Raw genomic sequence first — 15,941 nt, 5'->3', positions numbered from 1 at the left:
GTTACCCGATGCAGGCTGAGCGCTCACGGTGAGGACGCGAAGAACGAACAGCCCGCGATCGAGGCGGGCACACCGGCGAACCGGTCCGCCGTCCACCGCATGAGCGCGGGCGGCACGCGGGACCCCGGGACCATGACGCCCCGGTGGTCGCTCCCCCGCTCGACGATCCAGTGCACCGGGGTTCCGGCCGTGCACGCGTCGGCGACGAAGGCCTCCTGCAGGTCGCGCGGGATCACCTCGTCGTCGGTTCCCCACGCCACGAAGAGCGGCTGCGACCACGGACCGGTCGCCGCGTTCTCCTCCAGTCTGCGTCCGAGCGCGCCGAAGGTGAGATCCCCGACGTACAGCGAGGTGTCCTCCGACACCCCGACCGCCGCGGCGAGGCTCACCAGCGCGCCCGGCTCGCTGGGGCAGCGCTGGCTCATCTCGAGCACGATGGCGCGCGCCCCGGGTCTGACGTACCCGCGCAGGTCCACATCGGCATAGGTGTCGGCGTAGGACACGACGACCCACGCGGTGAGGATGGACAGCGTCGCGGGCGCATCGGGCGTCGCCAGCTCCGACGCGAGCTGATAGGGGTCGACGGCCGGCGCGAGCGCGGCCGTGCCGACCACGTCGAGCTGAGGTGTGTAGTCCGCCGCGATCTGCGAGGCCCACAGGGCGGCGTGCCCGCCCTGCGAGTGCCCCCAGATCGCGACCTCGTCGCGCAGCCACACGCCCACGACCTGATCGGCGGCGACGACCGCGTCCAGCGCCGAGCGGGCCTCGCCGAGCCCGATGAGGTACGGGAAGGTCCCGGGCGCACCCTGCCCCGAGTAGTCCGGCGCGACGACGACCCAACCTGCGGCGAGCGCCTCGTCGAGAGCCGGGATCGCCCACTTCGTCGCGGAGCCGTCCTGCAGACTCGGGGCGCACCCGCGCGCGACGCCGGTGGTTCCGTGGTTCCACAGCACCGCGGGACGCGGGGTCCACGTGATCTCGTCGGGCGAGATCACCAGCGCGCTGGCGACGGCGGGCTCGCCGTGCGCGTCCTGAGTCGTGTACAGGATGCGGCGCACCGTGGCGCCTTCCGGAGCACGGCCGACGTATTCGTCGTCGCGGAGGAGCACGCCGTGGCCCGCGGGCAGGTCCGCCGGCGGGTCGTAGAACGCATCCACCACCGGCGATCCCTCGGAGAGGCGCTCGCCGATCCACCACGCACCGCCGGCGGCGACGACCACCACGACCGCGAGCAGGATCCGGCCCGCGTCCGCGGGCGTGAATCGGGTCTGCGGCAGGTGCGCGGCCGGCGTCCCGGCCGGCACCGGCGGCGCCTCTGCGGTCCCGGGCGACACCGCCTCCTCCTCGGCCGCCTCGGCGGCGAAGGCGCTGCGCCGCCCCGCGAATACGGCACGCCCTCCTCGCACCGTGAGGGTGATGCCGAAGACGGTCGTGCGCACGCCGAAGATGACCGCGACGACGAGGACGGTGGCGTCCGGCCACGAGAAGGCGAGGATGCCGAACACCACCTGCGCGGCGCCCCAGGCGGCGGCGAGCACGCGCTCGGTGACCCGCCCGCCGCGCACGGCGTCCCCGAACGAGGTGAGCCCGCCGAGCAGCAGGAGCGCGGCCATGATGTCGGGAAGGAGATCGAGGCTGCGGCCGACGCCGATCACGATCGCGAGCCCCACAACGATCCAGACCAGACCGACGACGCGTCCCCACCACGTCCCGCCGTGGGAGACGGCGAAGTCGAACAGACCCGACACCACCGCGCTCAGACCGACGTAGACGGCCAGCAGGAACACGGAGGTCAGCGGGCGTGTGATCAGCAGCAGGCCCACCCAGACGGTCGCGAGCCCCACGAGGAGCACGACGCGCGGCGGAGCCTGGCGCACGAACCACGGCAGAGCGCTCCAGCGGAGACGCACTGCGGCGGGCCGCGGGCGTGCCATGCCGCCATCGTAGAGGCGGCCGGGTCCGGTGGCGCCGTCCGCCGCCCGGTGCGCGGCGACGCGAGCCAGCCGTAGCCAAACCGGCCTCCTGCGTCAAGCCCGGCGGAGCGGTCGGGGCTCGCGTCCTATCGTGAGCGCATGACATCGACGCACAAACACGTCGCGCGCAAGGCCGAGTCCACGCCCGCCTTCCGCGCCCTCGCCCGTGTCGGCTTCGCCGCCAACGGCGTCGTCCACATCCTCATCGGCGCGATCGCGTTCGCGGTCGCCTTCGGCGGAGGCGGTGAGAGCGATCAGTCCGGCGCGATGAAGGCCATCGCCGACGCGCCGCTCGGATTCGTCCTGCTGTGGGTGCTCGTGATCGGCCTGCTCGCGCTCACGCTCTGGTACGTGGTCGAGGGCATCCTCGCCCGCGGCGACGGCGCCTCGAAGTGGGGCGAGCGCCTGGCGTCGTGGGGACGCGCCGTCGCCTACCTCTTCCTCGGCTACGTCGCACTCAACGCCGCCCTCGGCGGGAACCCCGACAGCGAGGAGAGCACCGAGGAGACCACCTCCGGCATCCTCCAGCTCCCGGGCGGCCCGATCCTCGTCGGCATCGGCGGGGTCGCGGTGCTCGTGATCGCGGGCTACTTCGTGTTCAAGGGCGCGACACGCAAGTTCGAGGAGCAGATCTCGATGCCGGGGGGAACGATCAGCACCGGCGTTCGCACACTCGGCATCGTCGGCTACATCTCGAAGGGCATCGCGCTCGGCATCATCGGCGTCCTCCTGATCGTCGCCGCCGTGCAGCTGGACCCCGAGAAGGCCGCGGGCTTCGACGGTGCGCTGAAGAGCCTCCTCGGTCTGCCGTTCGGGCCCTGGCTGGTCGCGATCATCGGCGCCGGGCTCATCGCGTACGGCATCTACCAGTTCGCACGCGCGCGCTACGCGAAGCTGTGACCCGACGGCCGCGGCCCCGGACCTCGTGGGTCCGGGGCCGCGGTGTCTTCGCGACGGGTCAGTCGCGGTAGACCTGCACCACCGAGGGGCGCGGGCCCGAGCCGAAGTCGCCCGGGTCGGCGGACCCGAAGTCGGGGAAGTACGACGTCGGGGCGGCCACCGTGCCGTCCTCGCCCGGGTGCTGCACGGCGACGAACACCATGCCCTCCTGGTCGTGGATGACAGGACCGCAGGTCTCGGCGTCGACCGGGACCGACAGGAACTGCTGGACGTGTCCGCGCTCGGAGCCCTCGAGCGGGACGAGGAACAGTCCGTCGTTCCTGCCGATCGTGCTCGGGGCGCCGTCGGTCGAGATCCAGAGGTTCCCCTTCGAGTCGAAGGCGACGTTGTCGGGGCACGAGATCGGCGACACCTGGTCCTTCGGGAAGCCCGCGAAGTAGGCGTAGTCGACGCTCTCGGGGTCTCCGCACAGCAGCAGGATGCTCCAGCCGAACGTCGTGCCGCTCTGCCCGGCGGTCTCGGTCAGCTCGACCACGTGGCCGTAGCGGTTGCCCGTGATGGGGTTGGCCTCGTCGACCGTCGACGTGCTGCCGCGGCGCGAGTTGTTCGTGAGCGCGACGTAGACCTTGCCGGTCTTCGGGTTCGGCTCGACGTCCTCGGGGCGATCCATCATCGTGGCGCCGACCTTGTCGGCTGCGAGGCGCGTGTAGACGAGCACCTCTTCGGTCGTCATGCCCGACACGACGCTCACGCCGTTCTGCGTCAGCGGCAGCCACTCGCCCGAGCCGTCGAACGCGCCGTCGGCAGGCATGGCGCCGGTGCCGGTGATCTCGGCCGCCGGCGAGTCGCCGGTGAACTTCGCGACGTACAGGTCGCCCTCTTCGAGGAGCGTCATGTTCTTCGCGCGCGTCTTCTTGCTGCTGCCGGGCAGGAAGCGGTTCTTCGACACGAACTTGTAGAGGTAGTCGTTGCGCTCGTCGTCGCCCATGTACGCGACCACACGGCCGTCCTCGCCGACGATGACGTTCGCACCCTCGTGCTTCATGCGGCCCATCGCCGTGTGCTTGCGCGGCGTGGAGGTGGGGTCCTCGGGGTCGATCTCGACGATCCAGCCGAAGCGGTTGGGCTCGTTGACGTAGTCGGGGTTGTGTGCGTTGAACCGCTCGTCGTAGGCGGGCCATCCGGTCGAGGTGGAGGTCGAGGCGCTCGACTGGTAGCGCTTCTGCCCGTCGGTGTCGGCGGCCCACGCGAAGTAGCCGTTGAAGTTCTCCTCGCCCGAGAGGATCGTGCCCCACGGCGTGGTGCCGCCGGCGCAGTTGCCGAGCGTGCCCTTCACCAGCCGGCCGGTGGGGTCGGCATCCGTCTTGAGGAGGTCGCTGCCGGCGGCCGGACCCGTCATCGCGAACTCGCTCTCGACGGTGAGACGCCGGTTGCGGCGGCCGTCGACGACATAGCTCCACGGCGTGCGCTTGCGCTTGCGCTCGATCTCCACGACGGCGAAGCCCTGAGCCATCTTGTAGATCTCGCCGCGGCGCTCGAGCTCGGCGGCATCCGTCGTGGGCTCGAACATGATGTTCGGGTTGACGTACTCGTGGTTGTTGACCAGGACGCCGGTCTTGCCGCCGTTGTCGGCGATGATGTCGAGGTAGTCGCAGTTGTAGCCGAACTGCTGCACCTGCGCCTGGGCGGTCTGGTTGTCGAAGTCGAACGCGGGCGCGCTCGAGAACAGCGGGTCGCCCCAGCGGATGATCGGCTTCCACGCGTAGCCGGTCGGCACCGTGAACCGGTCGACCGTGTTGGCGACGGGCGCGATCGCCGAGAACGGCAGCTGCGGCGGCGTCGAGACGCCGAAGGCGGCGCCCGAGCCGACGGCCCCGGCCGCCGAGACCGGCGCGCCCGAGCGCAGGCCGCCGACGGCGACGGTCACCGCGGCCGCGGCGCCGAGGCCGAGGAGCGCCCGCCGCGACATCGCAGCGGACGCGACATCGCGGAAGTGCTCGTTGCCGGACTGGTTGCACTCGGGGCCGATGCAGGCATTGGCGCACTTGTACTGGCACGTCACGGCCGAGCGCTTGCCTCGGACGTGGTCGGCCATGGGCAGGAAACGACGGGGGGAATCAGAGATGGTCACAGATCTTCCTCACTGTCCGGGGACTCCTCGATCAGCCTGTCGGAGCCCTCGTCGACGCCGCGGGGAACGTTCGGTGAACGCTCCCCGTCCACTCGGAGACGCCGCCGCATGAGGTCTCGCGAGAACAGCAGAGATCCCGCGGAATCGTCTTGATTCCCCGGGATCTCCTGTGCTGGCTATGGCGGCTAGGCCATGAGGGCCGCGACCGCGTCGTCGGCGGCCACCGTCTGGCGGTCGCCGGTGCGGCGGTCCCACACCTCGACCTGGCCGTCGGCGGCGCCGCGGCCGACGATGAGGATCTTCGGCACGCCGATCAGCTCGGCGTCGCCGAACTTCACGCCCGGTGAGACCTTCGGGCGGTCGTCGAACATGACGTCCATGCCGGCCGCCTCGAGGTCGGCCGAGAGCTTCTCGGCGAGCTCGAACGCGACGGCGTCCTTGCCCGTGGCCACGACGTGCACGTCGAACGGCGCGACGGATGCCGGCCACACCAGGCCCTTGGCGTCGTTGTTCAGCTCGGCGATGATCGCGAGGATGCGGGTGACGCCGATGCCGTACGAACCCATCGTGACGGTCACGAGCTTGCCGTTCTCGTCGAGGACCTTGAGGCCCAGCGCCTCAGCGTACTTGCGCCCGAGCTGGAACACGTGGCCGATCTCCATGCCGCGCGCGAGGTGGACCGGACCCGAGCCGTCGGGCGCGGGGTCGCCCTCGACGACGTTCGCGACTTCGACGAACCCGTCGGCGGTGAAGTCGCGCCCGGCGGCGAGCGAGTGGACGTGCTTCTGGTCGATGTTGGCGCCGGTCACCCACGCGGTGCCGTCGACGACGCGGGGGTCGAGCAGATAGCGGATGCCGGTGGCCGACTCCTCGCCGAGGATCGCGCCCTCCTCGGACCACGGGCCGATGTAGCCCTTGACCAGCAGGGGGTGCTTCGCGAAGTCCTCCTCGGTCGCCGCCTCGACCTCGGCCGGCGCGAAGGTCACCTCGGCGCGCTTGTCGTCGACGTCACGATCGCCCGGAATGCCGACGATGACGAGCTCGCGCGTGCCGTCGAGGTGCTTGAGCGCCAGCACCACGTTCTTGAGCGTGTGCGCGGCGTTCCACTCCGTCGCGCCGTCCGTCGCCGGACCCGCGATGCCGGACGCCGGGGCGTCGAGGTGCGCGTTGCAGTGGTCGACCAGCGTCTGGATCGTCGGCGTGTTCGGCGAGTCGAAGAAGACCGGCTCGGGCAGCCCGTCGATGGCGATCGGCGCGGGAGCCGTCGTCTCGTATGCCTCGACGTTCGCGGCGTAACCACCCTCGGACCGCACGAAGGTGTCCTCGCCGACGGCGGTCGGGTGCAGGAACTCCTCGGAGCGCGAGCCGCCCATGGCGCCGGCATCCGCCTGCACGATGACGTACTCCAGGCCCAGGCGCTGGAAGATGCGCTCGTAGGCGTCGCGCTGCGCCATGTAGCTCGCGTCGAGCCCGGCGTCGGTGTAGTCGAAGGAGTATGCGTCCTTCATGGTGAACTCGCGGCCGCGCAGCAGGCCCGCGCGCGGGCGCGCCTCGTCGCGGTACTTGTCCTGGATCTGGTAGATCGACAGCGGCAGGTCCTTGTACGACGAGTAGAGGTCCTTCACCAGCAGCGTGAAGACCTCTTCGTGGGTGGGCGCGAGCAGGTAGTCGGCGCCCTTGCGGTCGTGCAGGCGGAAGATGCCGTCGCCGTACTCCTCCCACCGGCCGGTGGCCTCGTACGGCTCGCGCGGCAGCAGCGCCGGGAAGTGCACCTCGTAGGCGCCGGCGGCCGTCATCTCCTCGCGGATGATCTGCTCGACCTTGCCCTTGACCTTCAGGCCCAGCGGCAGCCACGCGAAGATGCCGGGCGCCTGGCGCCGAATGTAGCCGGCGCGCACGAGCAGCCGGTGGCTCGTGACCTCGGCGTCGGCGGGGTCTTCACGGAGCGTGCGGACGAAGTAGTGCGAAAGACGGGTGACCACGAGGGACAAGTCTAGGCGCGCGGATGCCACCGGACCGGCGATCAGCCGCCGAGGACGGCCGCAGCGAGCCTCTCCACGGGGTCTCCTCGCAGCGGCGACCGTCCCGAGCGGCGATCGCTCTCGGCCCCGCAACTTCCGAACGCGGCCTCAGTCGTCGAGCAGCAGCGGCCCGGTCGATGCTGCCGGGCCCGCCGGCGCGTCGGTCGACACCACGGCCGCCGTCGCCGGCGACGCGGCGGCCGGGCTGGCCTCGGCGGATGCCCAGCCTCCCAGGAGCATGACGGCGATGGCGAGGGCGAAGGGAACACGGGAGCGACGGCGCATGGAGCAGACGCTAGCGCCAGGGCGGACGGGGTCCGCGCGCCCTGTGGATAACTGGCGCGGATTTGACGATCCGCCTTCGGGTGTGTGCAATATATTGCATGCCGGTTCCAATCGAGACTCTCGCTCCCCGTCCGCTCCTGCGCGACGAGGTGTTCGCGCGACTGCGCGACGCGATCGTCGATGGAACGCTCGCGCCCGGCGAGCAACTGCGCGACGGGGACGTCGCGACCTGGCTCGGCGTCAGCCGCACGCCGGTCCGAGAAGCGCTGCTCGAACTCGGCCGAGCCGGCCTCGTGCGCGCCCTTCCCGGCCGTTCGACGGTCGTATCGCCTCTCGAGGAGCGGAGCCTGCGCGACGCGCAGGCGGTCGTCGCCGCGATGCACCGGCTCGTCGTGCAGCAGGCGGTCCCCCTCATGACGCCGGCCGACATCGATCGGATGCGCAACGCGAACGACCGGTTCGCCGACGCGCAGGCGGCCGGCGACGCCGATGCCGCCCTCGCCGCCGACGAGGACTTCCACGCGGTCGCTCTCGACGTCAGCGGCAACGCCGCCGCGCGCGCCGTGATCGCGCAGTACGAGCCGGTCCTGCACCGCGCCGAGCGGCTGCGCTTCGCCTCCGTCGAGGGTCGCGACTCCGTCGCGCGCCACGCGAGGCTCATCGACCTGTGCGCGTCCGGCGACGCGGAGGCCGCGGCATCCGTCGCCGAGCAGACCTGGCAGACCCTCACCGTCGAGGCACCCGGATCCGAAGACCCCGAGCCCCGACCCGAGGAGACCCCGTGAAGCTCGAAGAGTTCCCCCGCCATCCGCTGACGTTCGGGCCCAGTCCCCTGCAGCACCTCAAGCGCCTGACGCAGCGCCTGGGTGGCGCTCAGATCTGGGCCAAGCGCGAAGACGTCTCGAGCGGCCTCGCGTTCGGCGGCAACAAGGTGCGCAAGCTCGAGTACATCGTGCCCGACGTGCTGGCCTCGGGCGCCGACACGCTCGTCTCCATCGGCGGCTACCAGTCCAACCACACGCGTCAGGTGGCCGCCGTCGCCGCGCACCTGGGGCTGAAGGCGCGGCTGGTGCAGGAGAAATGGGTGCCGTGGGACGACCCCACCAACGACAGGGTCGGCAACATCCTGCTCTCGCGCATGATGGGCGCGGACTCGCGTCTGGACGACCACGGTTTCGACATCGGCATCCGCGATTCGTGGAAGGACGCCCTCCGCGAGGTCGAGGAGGCCGGCGGCACGCCGTATCCGATTCCCGCCGGCGCGTCCGAGCACCCGCTGGGCGGGCTCGGCTTCGCCAACTGGGCGTTCGAGGTCGCCGAGCAGGAGACGGCGCTCGGGATCACGTTCGACACGATCGTCGTGTGCACCGTGACCGGCTCGACCCACGCCGGGATGATCGCCGGCTTCGCCGCCCTCGAGGACCTCACGGGCGTCAAGCGCCGCGTGATCGGCATCGACGCGTCGGCGACGCTCGAGAAGACGCGCGATCAGGTCGGCCGCATCGCCCGGAACACGGCACAGCTGATCGAGCTCGGCCGCGACCTGCGCGACGACGAGATCCAGGTGCTTGAAGGCTGGGCGGGCGAGCTCTACGGCATCCCGGTCGACTCGACCATGGAGGCGATGGCCCTCGGCGCGCAGCTCGAGGCCATGATCACCGACCCGGTCTACGAGGGGAAGTCGCTCGCCGGGCTCATCGACCTCGTGAAGAGCCGTGATATCCCCGCGGACTCCAACGTGCTCTACGCGCACCTCGGCGGACAGCCCGCGATCAACGCGTATCACTCGCTGTGGTCGTGAGGGCCGCCGGGGCGGCTGCCATCCGAACGTCGGATCCAGGCGCCCTCCGCGCATGAATCCCGCGGGACGCTGCGAACTCGGCGCGCAAGCCCGAATCCCGCAGCGCCCGCGGCCCCTACACTGACGACGTGCCCGCCCGTCGCCCCCGACTCGTCTCCGTCGCGAGCGAAGAACTCGAGCAGGCGTTCGCCGAGCTCCGCCGCACGCTGTCGCTGCCCGGGGATTACCCGGCCGCCGCCGTGGCCGAGGCCGAGCACGCCGCGCGGACGGTGCCGGTGGACCCGGCAGCCTCGGGACTCGCCGATCTGCGCGACATCGAGTTCCTCACGATCGACCCGGAGGGATCCACGGATCTCGATCAGGCGCTGCACCTCGAGCGATCGCCGGACGGCGGCGCCGTGCTACACTACGCCATCGCCGACATCCCCGCCTTCGTCGAGCCCGACGGCGAGCTGGATGCCGAGACGCGCCGACGCGGCCAGACGCTCTACGCCGCCGACGGCAGCATCCCACTGCATCCGCACGTCCTGGGGCAGGATGCCGCATCGCTGCTGCCCGGGCTCGATCGCCGCGCGTACGTGTGGCGGTTCGCGCTCGACGACGGCGCCCGCCCGCTCGCGACGACGCTGACGCGCGCCGTCATCCGCTCGCGCCGGCAGTGGAGCTACGCCGAGGCGCAGGCGGCGTTCGACGACGGATCGGCGCCGCCCAGCATCACCGAGCTGTCGTGGTTCGGGCACGCCCGCCGCGAGCGCGAGAGTGAGCGCGGCGGCGCGAGTCTGAACATCCCCGAGGTCGAGATCGAGGTCGAGGATGGCGGCTACCGGCTGCGTCACCGCGCCATCCGCCCGATCGAAGCGTGGAACGCCCAGGTGTCGCTGCTGACCGGCATGGCGGCAGCCCGGATCATGCTCGACGGCGGCGTGGGGATCCTGCGCACCATGCCCGCCGCCGACGCCGACGACATCGCCGCGTTCCGCGCGAAGACGATCGCCATCGGCATCCCGTGGCGCTTCGACGTCCCCTACGGCGACTACCTCGGTTCGCTCCCCGGTGCGGATGCCGGAGCCCTCGCGATCAAGGACGCCGCGGGCGCGCTCTTCCGCGGCGCCGGCTACGTCGCATTCGACGGCGAGCCGCCCGCGGACCCGGTCCAGGCCGCGGTCGGGGCACCGTACGCCCACACGACCGCCCCCATCCGCCGTCTCATCGACCGCTGGTCGCTCGTCATCTGCGAGGCGCTCGCGAACGGCCGGGAGGTTCCCGCGTGGGCGAGGGAGAGCCTGCCGCAGCTGCCGAAGCTGATGGGACGCGCGATCGAGCGAGCGAACCGCCTCGAGAACGAGTCGGTCGACCGCGTCGAAGCGGCGGTGCTCAAGGGCCACGAGGGCGAGATCTTCCGCGGCACGGTGCTCCGCGAGCACGGCGACGGGGCGCGCGTGCAGCTCTCGCGCCCGCCGTCGGCGATCACCGTTCCCGGCCTCGAGGCGCCCCCCGGCACGGCCGTGCGCGTGCGGCTCACGTCCGCGGACGTCGGCGCCGGCGAGGTCGCGTTCGCCCCGGTCGGCACCTGACGCACGTCCGCCCGGGCACCGAGCGTCGGGAAATCCCGCGTTCGTCGGAGCATCCGGAGTCAGATCCTCCGGCGGAGCGCGGATTCTCCGACGCACGAGGGCGGCACCCGCGGTCGAGGCCGACTCGCGGATGCCGCCCAGCGCCTCAGTACACCGAGGCGTACAGCTCCTGGATCTGCGCGACGGTGACGTCCCGCGGGTTGCCGCCACAGCACACGTCGTCGAACGCGGCCTGCGCGAGCGCGGCGAGGTCCTCCTCCTTCGCGCCGACCGCGCGCAGCGTCGTCGGGCTGTGCAGGTCCTCGACGAGCTGAGCGACGGCGTCGACGGCCGCGGTGCGCGCCTCTTCGAGCGACAGGGACTGGGCGCCGTCGACCCCGAACGCCTCGGCGATGTTGCGGAACTTCTCCCCCGTCGCCTCGGCGTTGAACGCCATCACCGGCGCCAGCAGGATGCCGTTGGCGACGCCGTGCGGGGCGGAGTAGAAGCCGCCCAGCGGGTGCGCCATGGCGTGCACGAGGCCGAGCCCGACGTTGGAGTAGCCCATGCCGGCGATGTACTGCGCGATCGACATCTCCTCCATCGCTGCGGGGTCGCCGGCGACGGCCTTGCGCAGCGAGCGCGCGATCATCTGGATCGCGGTGAGGTGGAACATGTCCGACATCTGCCACGCCGCGGCGGTCGTGTAGCCCTCGATCGCGTGGGTCAGCGCGTCGAGTCCGGTCGCGGCCTTGAGCGCCACGGGCGCGCCCGCCATCATGTCGGGGTCGACGACGGCGAGCACCGGGATGTCGTGCGCGTCGACACAGACGAACTTGCGGTGGTTCTGGGCATCCGTGATGACGTAGTTGATCGTGGTCTCGGATGCCGTGCCCGCCGTCGTCGGAACGGCGATGATCGGCACCGACGGGTTCTTCGTGGGGGCGACGCCCTCGAGCGACCGCACGTCGGCGAACTCCGGGTTCGCCGTGATGATGCCGATCGCCTTGCAGGTGTCCTGCGGCGAGCCGCCGCCGATGGCGATGAGGACGTCGGAGCCGGACGCCGCGAACGCGGCGACTCCCGCCTGCACGTTCTCGATGGTGGGGTTGGGCACGACGTCGGAGTACACCTCGTAGGCGAACTCCGCGTTGTCGAGCAGCGCCGTGACCTTGTCGACGGTGCCGGTGGAGAGCAGGCCCGGGTCGGTGACCACGAACGCCTTCGCGAAGCCCCGTCGGGCGAGCTCCTCGGGGATGACCGAGATGGCGCCTGCGCCGAAGTAGGCCGTCTGATTCCAAATCATGCGGTTGACCATGGCTTCAGCGTACGACTGTGGTCTGACCACATGCGGTTCTTTGTTGTGGAGCGACTATGGACCTGCCGACAGGCGCCTCCGGATTGGAACGTTTCACCAACGCGCGGCCGGTCCGTCGGACCCAGCCCCGATCAGTCGCGCCCCGCTACAGGAGCAGCAGGATCGCTTCCGCCAGCGGAGCGAGAGCGTCCGGGTCGGGAGACGGTGACGGGGACGGCTCGAGCATCAGCGTGTTCACGCCGTCGGTGACCGCGAGACGCCCCCACGACCCCTCGAAGCGGGCGAGGCCGGGCACCCACGCTGATCCCTCGGCACCGGCCACCGAGACCGACGGTGCGGAGTCGACGGCCTCCGCCGTCCAGAAGGAGACCCCTCCGCCGGGGATGACGGTCACCGCGACGCTCGTGCCGGTCCGTCCCTCACCCTCGCCCGAGGAGAAGGAAAGAGTGCAGAGTCTCGTGCTCGTGCCCGGGATCTGCGCGGGGTGGACGGGCGCCTCGGCAGAAGCGGTTTCATCGGATGCCTCCACCCGCTCGTACCCGTGCACCGCCGGATCGATAGCGGCGGCCAGCACCGTGCAATCGGGCAGCTCCCACCAGTCGTCCTGCGGCGTCATCGCGACGCCGGACGGATACTCCCCCATCTTTTCCGCGGCCAGGGCGAAGAGCCCCTCCACCGCATCCGCTTCGACGTCGGCCCCGTAGGCGCTCACGAAGAGCCAGGTTCCGTCGACGACACCGACCGCGACGCACTCCGTCTCGGGGCGATGCTCCGGCTCGCCCGTGGAGCATCCCGCGGGGTTGGCCTCCATGACGGATACGGGGACGACCGCCTCTGGATAGGCGTACACACGGGTGATCGCCCCCATATAGACGCTCTCCGACACCCATACGCAATCGATGCCGCCCAGCACGGGGTGCCAGCCCGGCTCCCAGGGGAAGTCGGTGCGCACCATCGCGAGGCCCGTCACTGCTTCGACCTCGCTCACGGTCAGGACCTCGGCGCAGGATCCGCTGAACGGCTGCGTCCCCTCGGCGGGAGGCTCGGCGGTGGGCGACGGAGACGGCGACGCGTCGGCCGTCGGCGTGGCGACGCCTGCGGGAGTGGAGACGGCCGTCTCGGGTACCGAGGAGCCGGACGCGAGCACGACCGCGGAGACCCCCGCGACCAGCGTGACGGCCACCGCCGCCGCGACGATCCAGGGCCCGCGCCGCGGCGGACGCGTGGCGGCGGCCGCGTGCTCCGACGCATCGGGTGTGGGGTGCTCCGGCGATTCGTCGCTCATACCGCACCACCGGGCAGCGAGGGAGGGGCAGCCGACGGCGCAGTGCGGAACATGCGGACCATTGTGAGCGAATCTCGACGCGGCGATCACTCGGCGGCACGCGGCCTGTGGAGAACCGGTCGCGGGCACTCAAGCTCCCGGGAGTCTCCGCTCTACGCTGGACGGGTGCGCACCGCCCTCCTCACCGGATTCGAGCCCTTCGGCGGCGACGCCGCCAACCCGTCCGGCGAAGCGGTCCGGATCGTGGGCGCCGGCTGGGACGGCCCCGAGACACTCGTGACCGAGGTTCTGCCGGTCACGTTCGCCGGTGCCCGGGCGCGCCTGCGCGAGCTCATCGACGAGCACGACCCCGAGGTGGTGGTCGCGACCGGTCTCGCCGGCGGCCGCGCGACGGTCACGCCCGAACGCGTCGCCATCAATCTCGCCGACGCCCGCATCCCCGACAACGCCGGAATGCAGCTGCTCGATGAGCCGGTGGTCGCCGGCGGCCCCGCGGCCCACTTCGCGGGACTGCCGGTCAAGGCCATCACGGCGGCGATGGCTGCCGCCGGCATCCCGTCCTCGCTCTCGCATTCGGCGGGCACCTTCGTGTGCAACCACGTGTTCTACATCGCCGCCCATGAGGCCGCGACGCGGCGCGACATGCGCGCCGGCTTCATCCACGTGCCGTGGGCGAGGGGAATGGCACCCGGCGGCGAGCCGGAGCTGCCCCTCGGCGACATCGCGCGCGCGCTGCACATCGCCGTGCGCACGTCGCTGGACACGCGCGTCGACATCCGGGCTGCCGGCGGCGCGATCAGCTGACCCGGCCGGCGACGCTCGCCCGCCCCGACAGCGCAAGCCGGCCCTCTCCTCGCGCCGCGGACGGGGAAGATTCGGCGAAGAACGGGCGTCCCGCCGTCTGCTCGATGCGCCACGGCGGGGCGAGTCCTTCCCTTGCGCAGAAATTCCCGCGATCTTCCACCCTGAAACGGTCAGAAGACGGCGATTCCTTGGCACACAGTGGAGTCAAGCAACCGCCCACACGCCGTGAGCGAGAACCCACGACGGAGGAACCACACATGACTGCCTACCAAGACGACATCGAGGCCATCCAGGCGCTCAAGGAGCAGTACGGCTCGCCCTGGGACGCCGTCAACCCCGAGTACGTCGCCCGCATGCGCGCACAGAACCGCTTCAAGACCGGACTCGAGATCGCCCAGTACACGGCCGACATCATGCGCCGCGACATGGACGAGTACGACGCCGACTCGTCGGTCTACACGCAGTCGCTGGGCGTGTGGCACGGCTTCGTCGGGCAGCAGAAGATGATCTCGATCAAGAAGCACCTGAAGTCGACGAACAAGCGCTACCTCTACCTGTCGGGGTGGATGGTCGCAGCTCTCCGCTCCGAGTTCGGGCCGCTCCCCGACCAGTCGATGCACGAGAAGACGGCGGTCCCCGCCCTCATCGAGGAGCTCTACACGTTCCTGCGCCAGGCCGACGCCCGCGAGCTCGACCTGCTGTTCACGCAGCTCGACAACGCGCGTCTGGCCGGCGACGAGACGGCGGTCGAGTTCATCCAGTCGCAGATCGACACCTACGAGACGCACGTCGTCCCGATCATCGCCGACATCGACGCCGGCTTCGGCAACCCCGAGGCGACGTACCTGCTCGCCAAGAAGATGATCGAGGCGGGCGCCTGCGCCATCCAGATCGAGAACCAGGTCTCGGACGAGAAGCAGTGCGGTCACCAGGACGGCAAGGTGACGGTGCCGCACGAGGACTTCCTCGCCAAGATCGCCGCCGTCCGCTACGCGTTCCTCGAGCTCGGCATCGACAACGGCATCATCGTCGCCCGCACCGACTCGCTCGGCGCCGGCCTGACGCAGAAGCTCGCCGTCACCAGCACGCCCGGCGACCTCGGCGACCAGTACAACGCGTTCCTCGACGTCGAGGAGATCTCGGACGACGACCTCGGCAACGGCGACGTCGTCATCAAGCGCGACGGCAAGCTGATGCGCCCCAAGCGCCTCGCGAGCAACCTCTACCGGTTCCGCGCCGGCACGGGTGAGGCCCGCTGCGTGCTCGACTGCATCACGTCGCTCCAGAACGGCGCTGACCTGCTGTGGATCGAGACCGAGAAGCCGCACGTCGCGCAGATCGCCGGCATGGTCGACGAGATCCGCAAGGAGATCCCGAACGCGAAGCTCGTCTACAACAACAGCCCGTCGTTCAACTGGACGCTGAACTTCCGCCAGCAGGCCTACGACCAGCTCGTGGAGCAGGGTGCGGACGTCTCTGCCTACAAGCGCGACGAGCTCATGAGCGTCGAGTACGACGACACCGAGCTCGGCCGCCTCGCCGACGAGAAGATCCGCTCGTTCCAGAAGGACGGCTCGGCCCGCGCCGGGATCTTCCACCACCTCATCACGCTGCCGACGTACCACACGGCCGCGCTGTCGACCGACGACCTCGCGAAGGGCTACTTCGCCGACGAGGGCATGCTCGCCTACGTCAAGGGCGTGCAGCGCCGCGAGATCCGCGAGGGCATCGCGACCGTGAAGCACCAGAACATGGCAGGGTCCGACATCGGCGACAACCACAAGGAGTACTTCGCCGGTGACGCCGCCCTCAAGGCCGGCGGCAAGGACAACACGATGAACCAGTTCAGCTGAGTCCGCTGCAGCGAAAG

At 70.8% G+C, this 15,941-nt stretch carries 12 protein-coding genes; 6 read left to right on the top strand and 6 right to left on the bottom strand.

Translation table 11 applies throughout. The annotated features are described in order from the left end of the window. Window positions 1-23: 23 nt before the first annotated feature. Window positions 24-1,934 carry a lipase family protein gene (locus tag HD594_RS08875; RefSeq protein WP_184750626.1) on the bottom strand — a complete coding sequence of 637 codons (1,911 nt, stop codon included), beginning with the start codon at window positions 1,932-1,934 and terminating at the stop codon, window positions 24-26. A 138-nt stretch (window positions 1,935-2,072) separates the two neighbouring features. On the opposite strand from HD594_RS08875, the gene HD594_RS08870 reads away from it, so the two are divergent. Continuing rightward, window positions 2,073-2,873: a DUF1206 domain-containing protein gene (locus HD594_RS08870; protein ID WP_184750625.1), complete on the top strand. Its 801-nt coding sequence runs from the start codon at window positions 2,073-2,075 to the stop codon at window positions 2,871-2,873. A 58-nt stretch (window positions 2,874-2,931) separates the two neighbouring features. On the opposite strand, the gene HD594_RS08865 is transcribed toward HD594_RS08870, so the two are convergent. The 3 genes from HD594_RS08865 to HD594_RS08855 form a co-directional block, all read right to left on the bottom strand. Next, window positions 2,932-4,968 carry a PhoX family protein gene (locus HD594_RS08865; protein WP_184752716.1) on the bottom strand — a complete coding sequence of 679 codons (2,037 nt, stop codon included), beginning with the start codon at window positions 4,966-4,968 and terminating at the stop codon, window positions 2,932-2,934. A 221-nt stretch (window positions 4,969-5,189) separates the two neighbouring features. Then, window positions 5,190-6,986 (bottom strand): proline--tRNA ligase, encoded by a 1,797-nt coding sequence (locus HD594_RS08860; RefSeq protein WP_184750624.1) that lies wholly within the window; start codon window positions 6,984-6,986, stop codon window positions 5,190-5,192. A gap of 147 nt (window positions 6,987-7,133) precedes the next feature. Then, complete coding sequence (locus HD594_RS08855) at window positions 7,134-7,310, bottom strand: hypothetical protein (protein ID WP_184750623.1); 177 nt, start codon at window positions 7,308-7,310, stop codon at window positions 7,134-7,136. 98 nt (window positions 7,311-7,408) lie between these two features. Here HD594_RS08855 and HD594_RS08850 point away from each other — a divergent pair, with 98 nt between their 5' ends. The 3 genes from HD594_RS08850 to HD594_RS08840 all read left to right on the top strand — a co-directional run bounded on the left by HD594_RS08850 (window position 7,409) and on the right by HD594_RS08840 (window position 10,685). Further along, the gene (locus HD594_RS08850) at window positions 7,409-8,095 is read left to right on the top strand and encodes a GntR family transcriptional regulator (RefSeq protein ID WP_184750622.1); all 687 of its coding nucleotides are present in this window, start codon (window positions 7,409-7,411) and stop codon (window positions 8,093-8,095) included. Continuing rightward, window positions 8,092-9,111 carry a 1-aminocyclopropane-1-carboxylate deaminase gene (locus HD594_RS08845; protein WP_184750621.1) on the top strand — a complete coding sequence of 340 codons (1,020 nt, stop codon included), beginning with the start codon at window positions 8,092-8,094 and terminating at the stop codon, window positions 9,109-9,111. Before HD594_RS08850 ends, HD594_RS08845 begins: the two co-directional genes overlap by 4 nt. Window positions 9,112-9,239: 128 nt before the next feature. Continuing rightward, window positions 9,240-10,685, top strand: coding sequence for an RNB domain-containing ribonuclease (locus HD594_RS08840; RefSeq protein ID WP_184750620.1), 1,446 nt, complete (start codon window positions 9,240-9,242; stop codon window positions 10,683-10,685). A gap of 145 nt (window positions 10,686-10,830) precedes the next feature. Here the strand turns inward: HD594_RS08840 and fucO are convergent, their stop codons facing one another. Together fucO and HD594_RS08830 are read right to left on the bottom strand one after the other, a co-directional pair. Next, entirely contained in the window at window positions 10,831-11,970 is a 1,140-nt protein-coding gene (fucO, locus tag HD594_RS08835) for a lactaldehyde reductase (protein ID WP_246413948.1), read from the bottom strand. 157 nt (window positions 11,971-12,127) lie between these two features. Continuing rightward, window positions 12,128-13,267, bottom strand: coding sequence for a hypothetical protein (locus HD594_RS08830; RefSeq protein WP_184750618.1), 1,140 nt, complete (start codon window positions 13,265-13,267; stop codon window positions 12,128-12,130). A 165-nt stretch (window positions 13,268-13,432) separates the two neighbouring features. Between HD594_RS08830 and pcp the strand changes: the two genes are divergently transcribed. Both pcp and HD594_RS08820 read left to right on the top strand, forming a co-directional pair. Then, on the top strand, window positions 13,433-14,071 hold the full coding sequence (gene pcp, locus HD594_RS08825; RefSeq protein ID WP_271171213.1) for a pyroglutamyl-peptidase I: 639 nt from the start codon (window positions 13,433-13,435) through the stop codon (window positions 14,069-14,071). Window positions 14,072-14,328: 257 nt separating this feature from the next. Then, window positions 14,329-15,924 carry an isocitrate lyase gene (locus HD594_RS08820; RefSeq protein ID WP_184750616.1) on the top strand — a complete coding sequence of 532 codons (1,596 nt, stop codon included), beginning with the start codon at window positions 14,329-14,331 and terminating at the stop codon, window positions 15,922-15,924. Window positions 15,925-15,941 lie beyond the last annotated feature (17 nt).

This window comes from Microbacterium thalassium (genome assembly GCF_014208045.1).
Lineage (GTDB): Bacteria > Actinomycetota > Actinomycetes > Actinomycetales > Microbacteriaceae > Microbacterium > Microbacterium thalassium.
This window is presented reverse-complemented; position numbering and strand designations above follow the sequence as displayed.

Bases quoted from the DNA above. Each gene is read 5' to 3' on its own strand.
- HD594_RS08875 (WP_184750626.1), bottom strand. From the start codon at position 1,934: ATGGCACGCCCGCGGCCCGCCGCAGTGCGTCTCCGCTGGAGCGCTCTG.
- HD594_RS08870 (WP_184750625.1), top strand. From the start codon at position 2,073: ATGACATCGACGCACAAACACGTCGCGCGCAAGGCCGAGTCCACGCCC.
- HD594_RS08865 (WP_184752716.1), bottom strand. From the start codon at position 4,968: ATGGCCGACCACGTCCGAGGCAAGCGCTCGGCCGTGACGTGCCAGTAC.
- HD594_RS08855 (WP_184750623.1), bottom strand. From the start codon at position 7,310: ATGCGCCGTCGCTCCCGTGTTCCCTTCGCCCTCGCCATCGCCGTCATG.
- HD594_RS08850 (WP_184750622.1), top strand. From the start codon at position 7,409: ATGCCGGTTCCAATCGAGACTCTCGCTCCCCGTCCGCTCCTGCGCGAC.
- fucO (WP_246413948.1), bottom strand. From the start codon at position 11,970: ATGATTTGGAATCAGACGGCCTACTTCGGCGCAGGCGCCATCTCGGTC.
- HD594_RS08830 (WP_184750618.1), bottom strand. From the start codon at position 13,267: ATGAGCGACGAATCGCCGGAGCACCCCACACCCGATGCGTCGGAGCAC.
- HD594_RS08820 (WP_184750616.1), top strand. From the start codon at position 14,329: ATGACTGCCTACCAAGACGACATCGAGGCCATCCAGGCGCTCAAGGAG.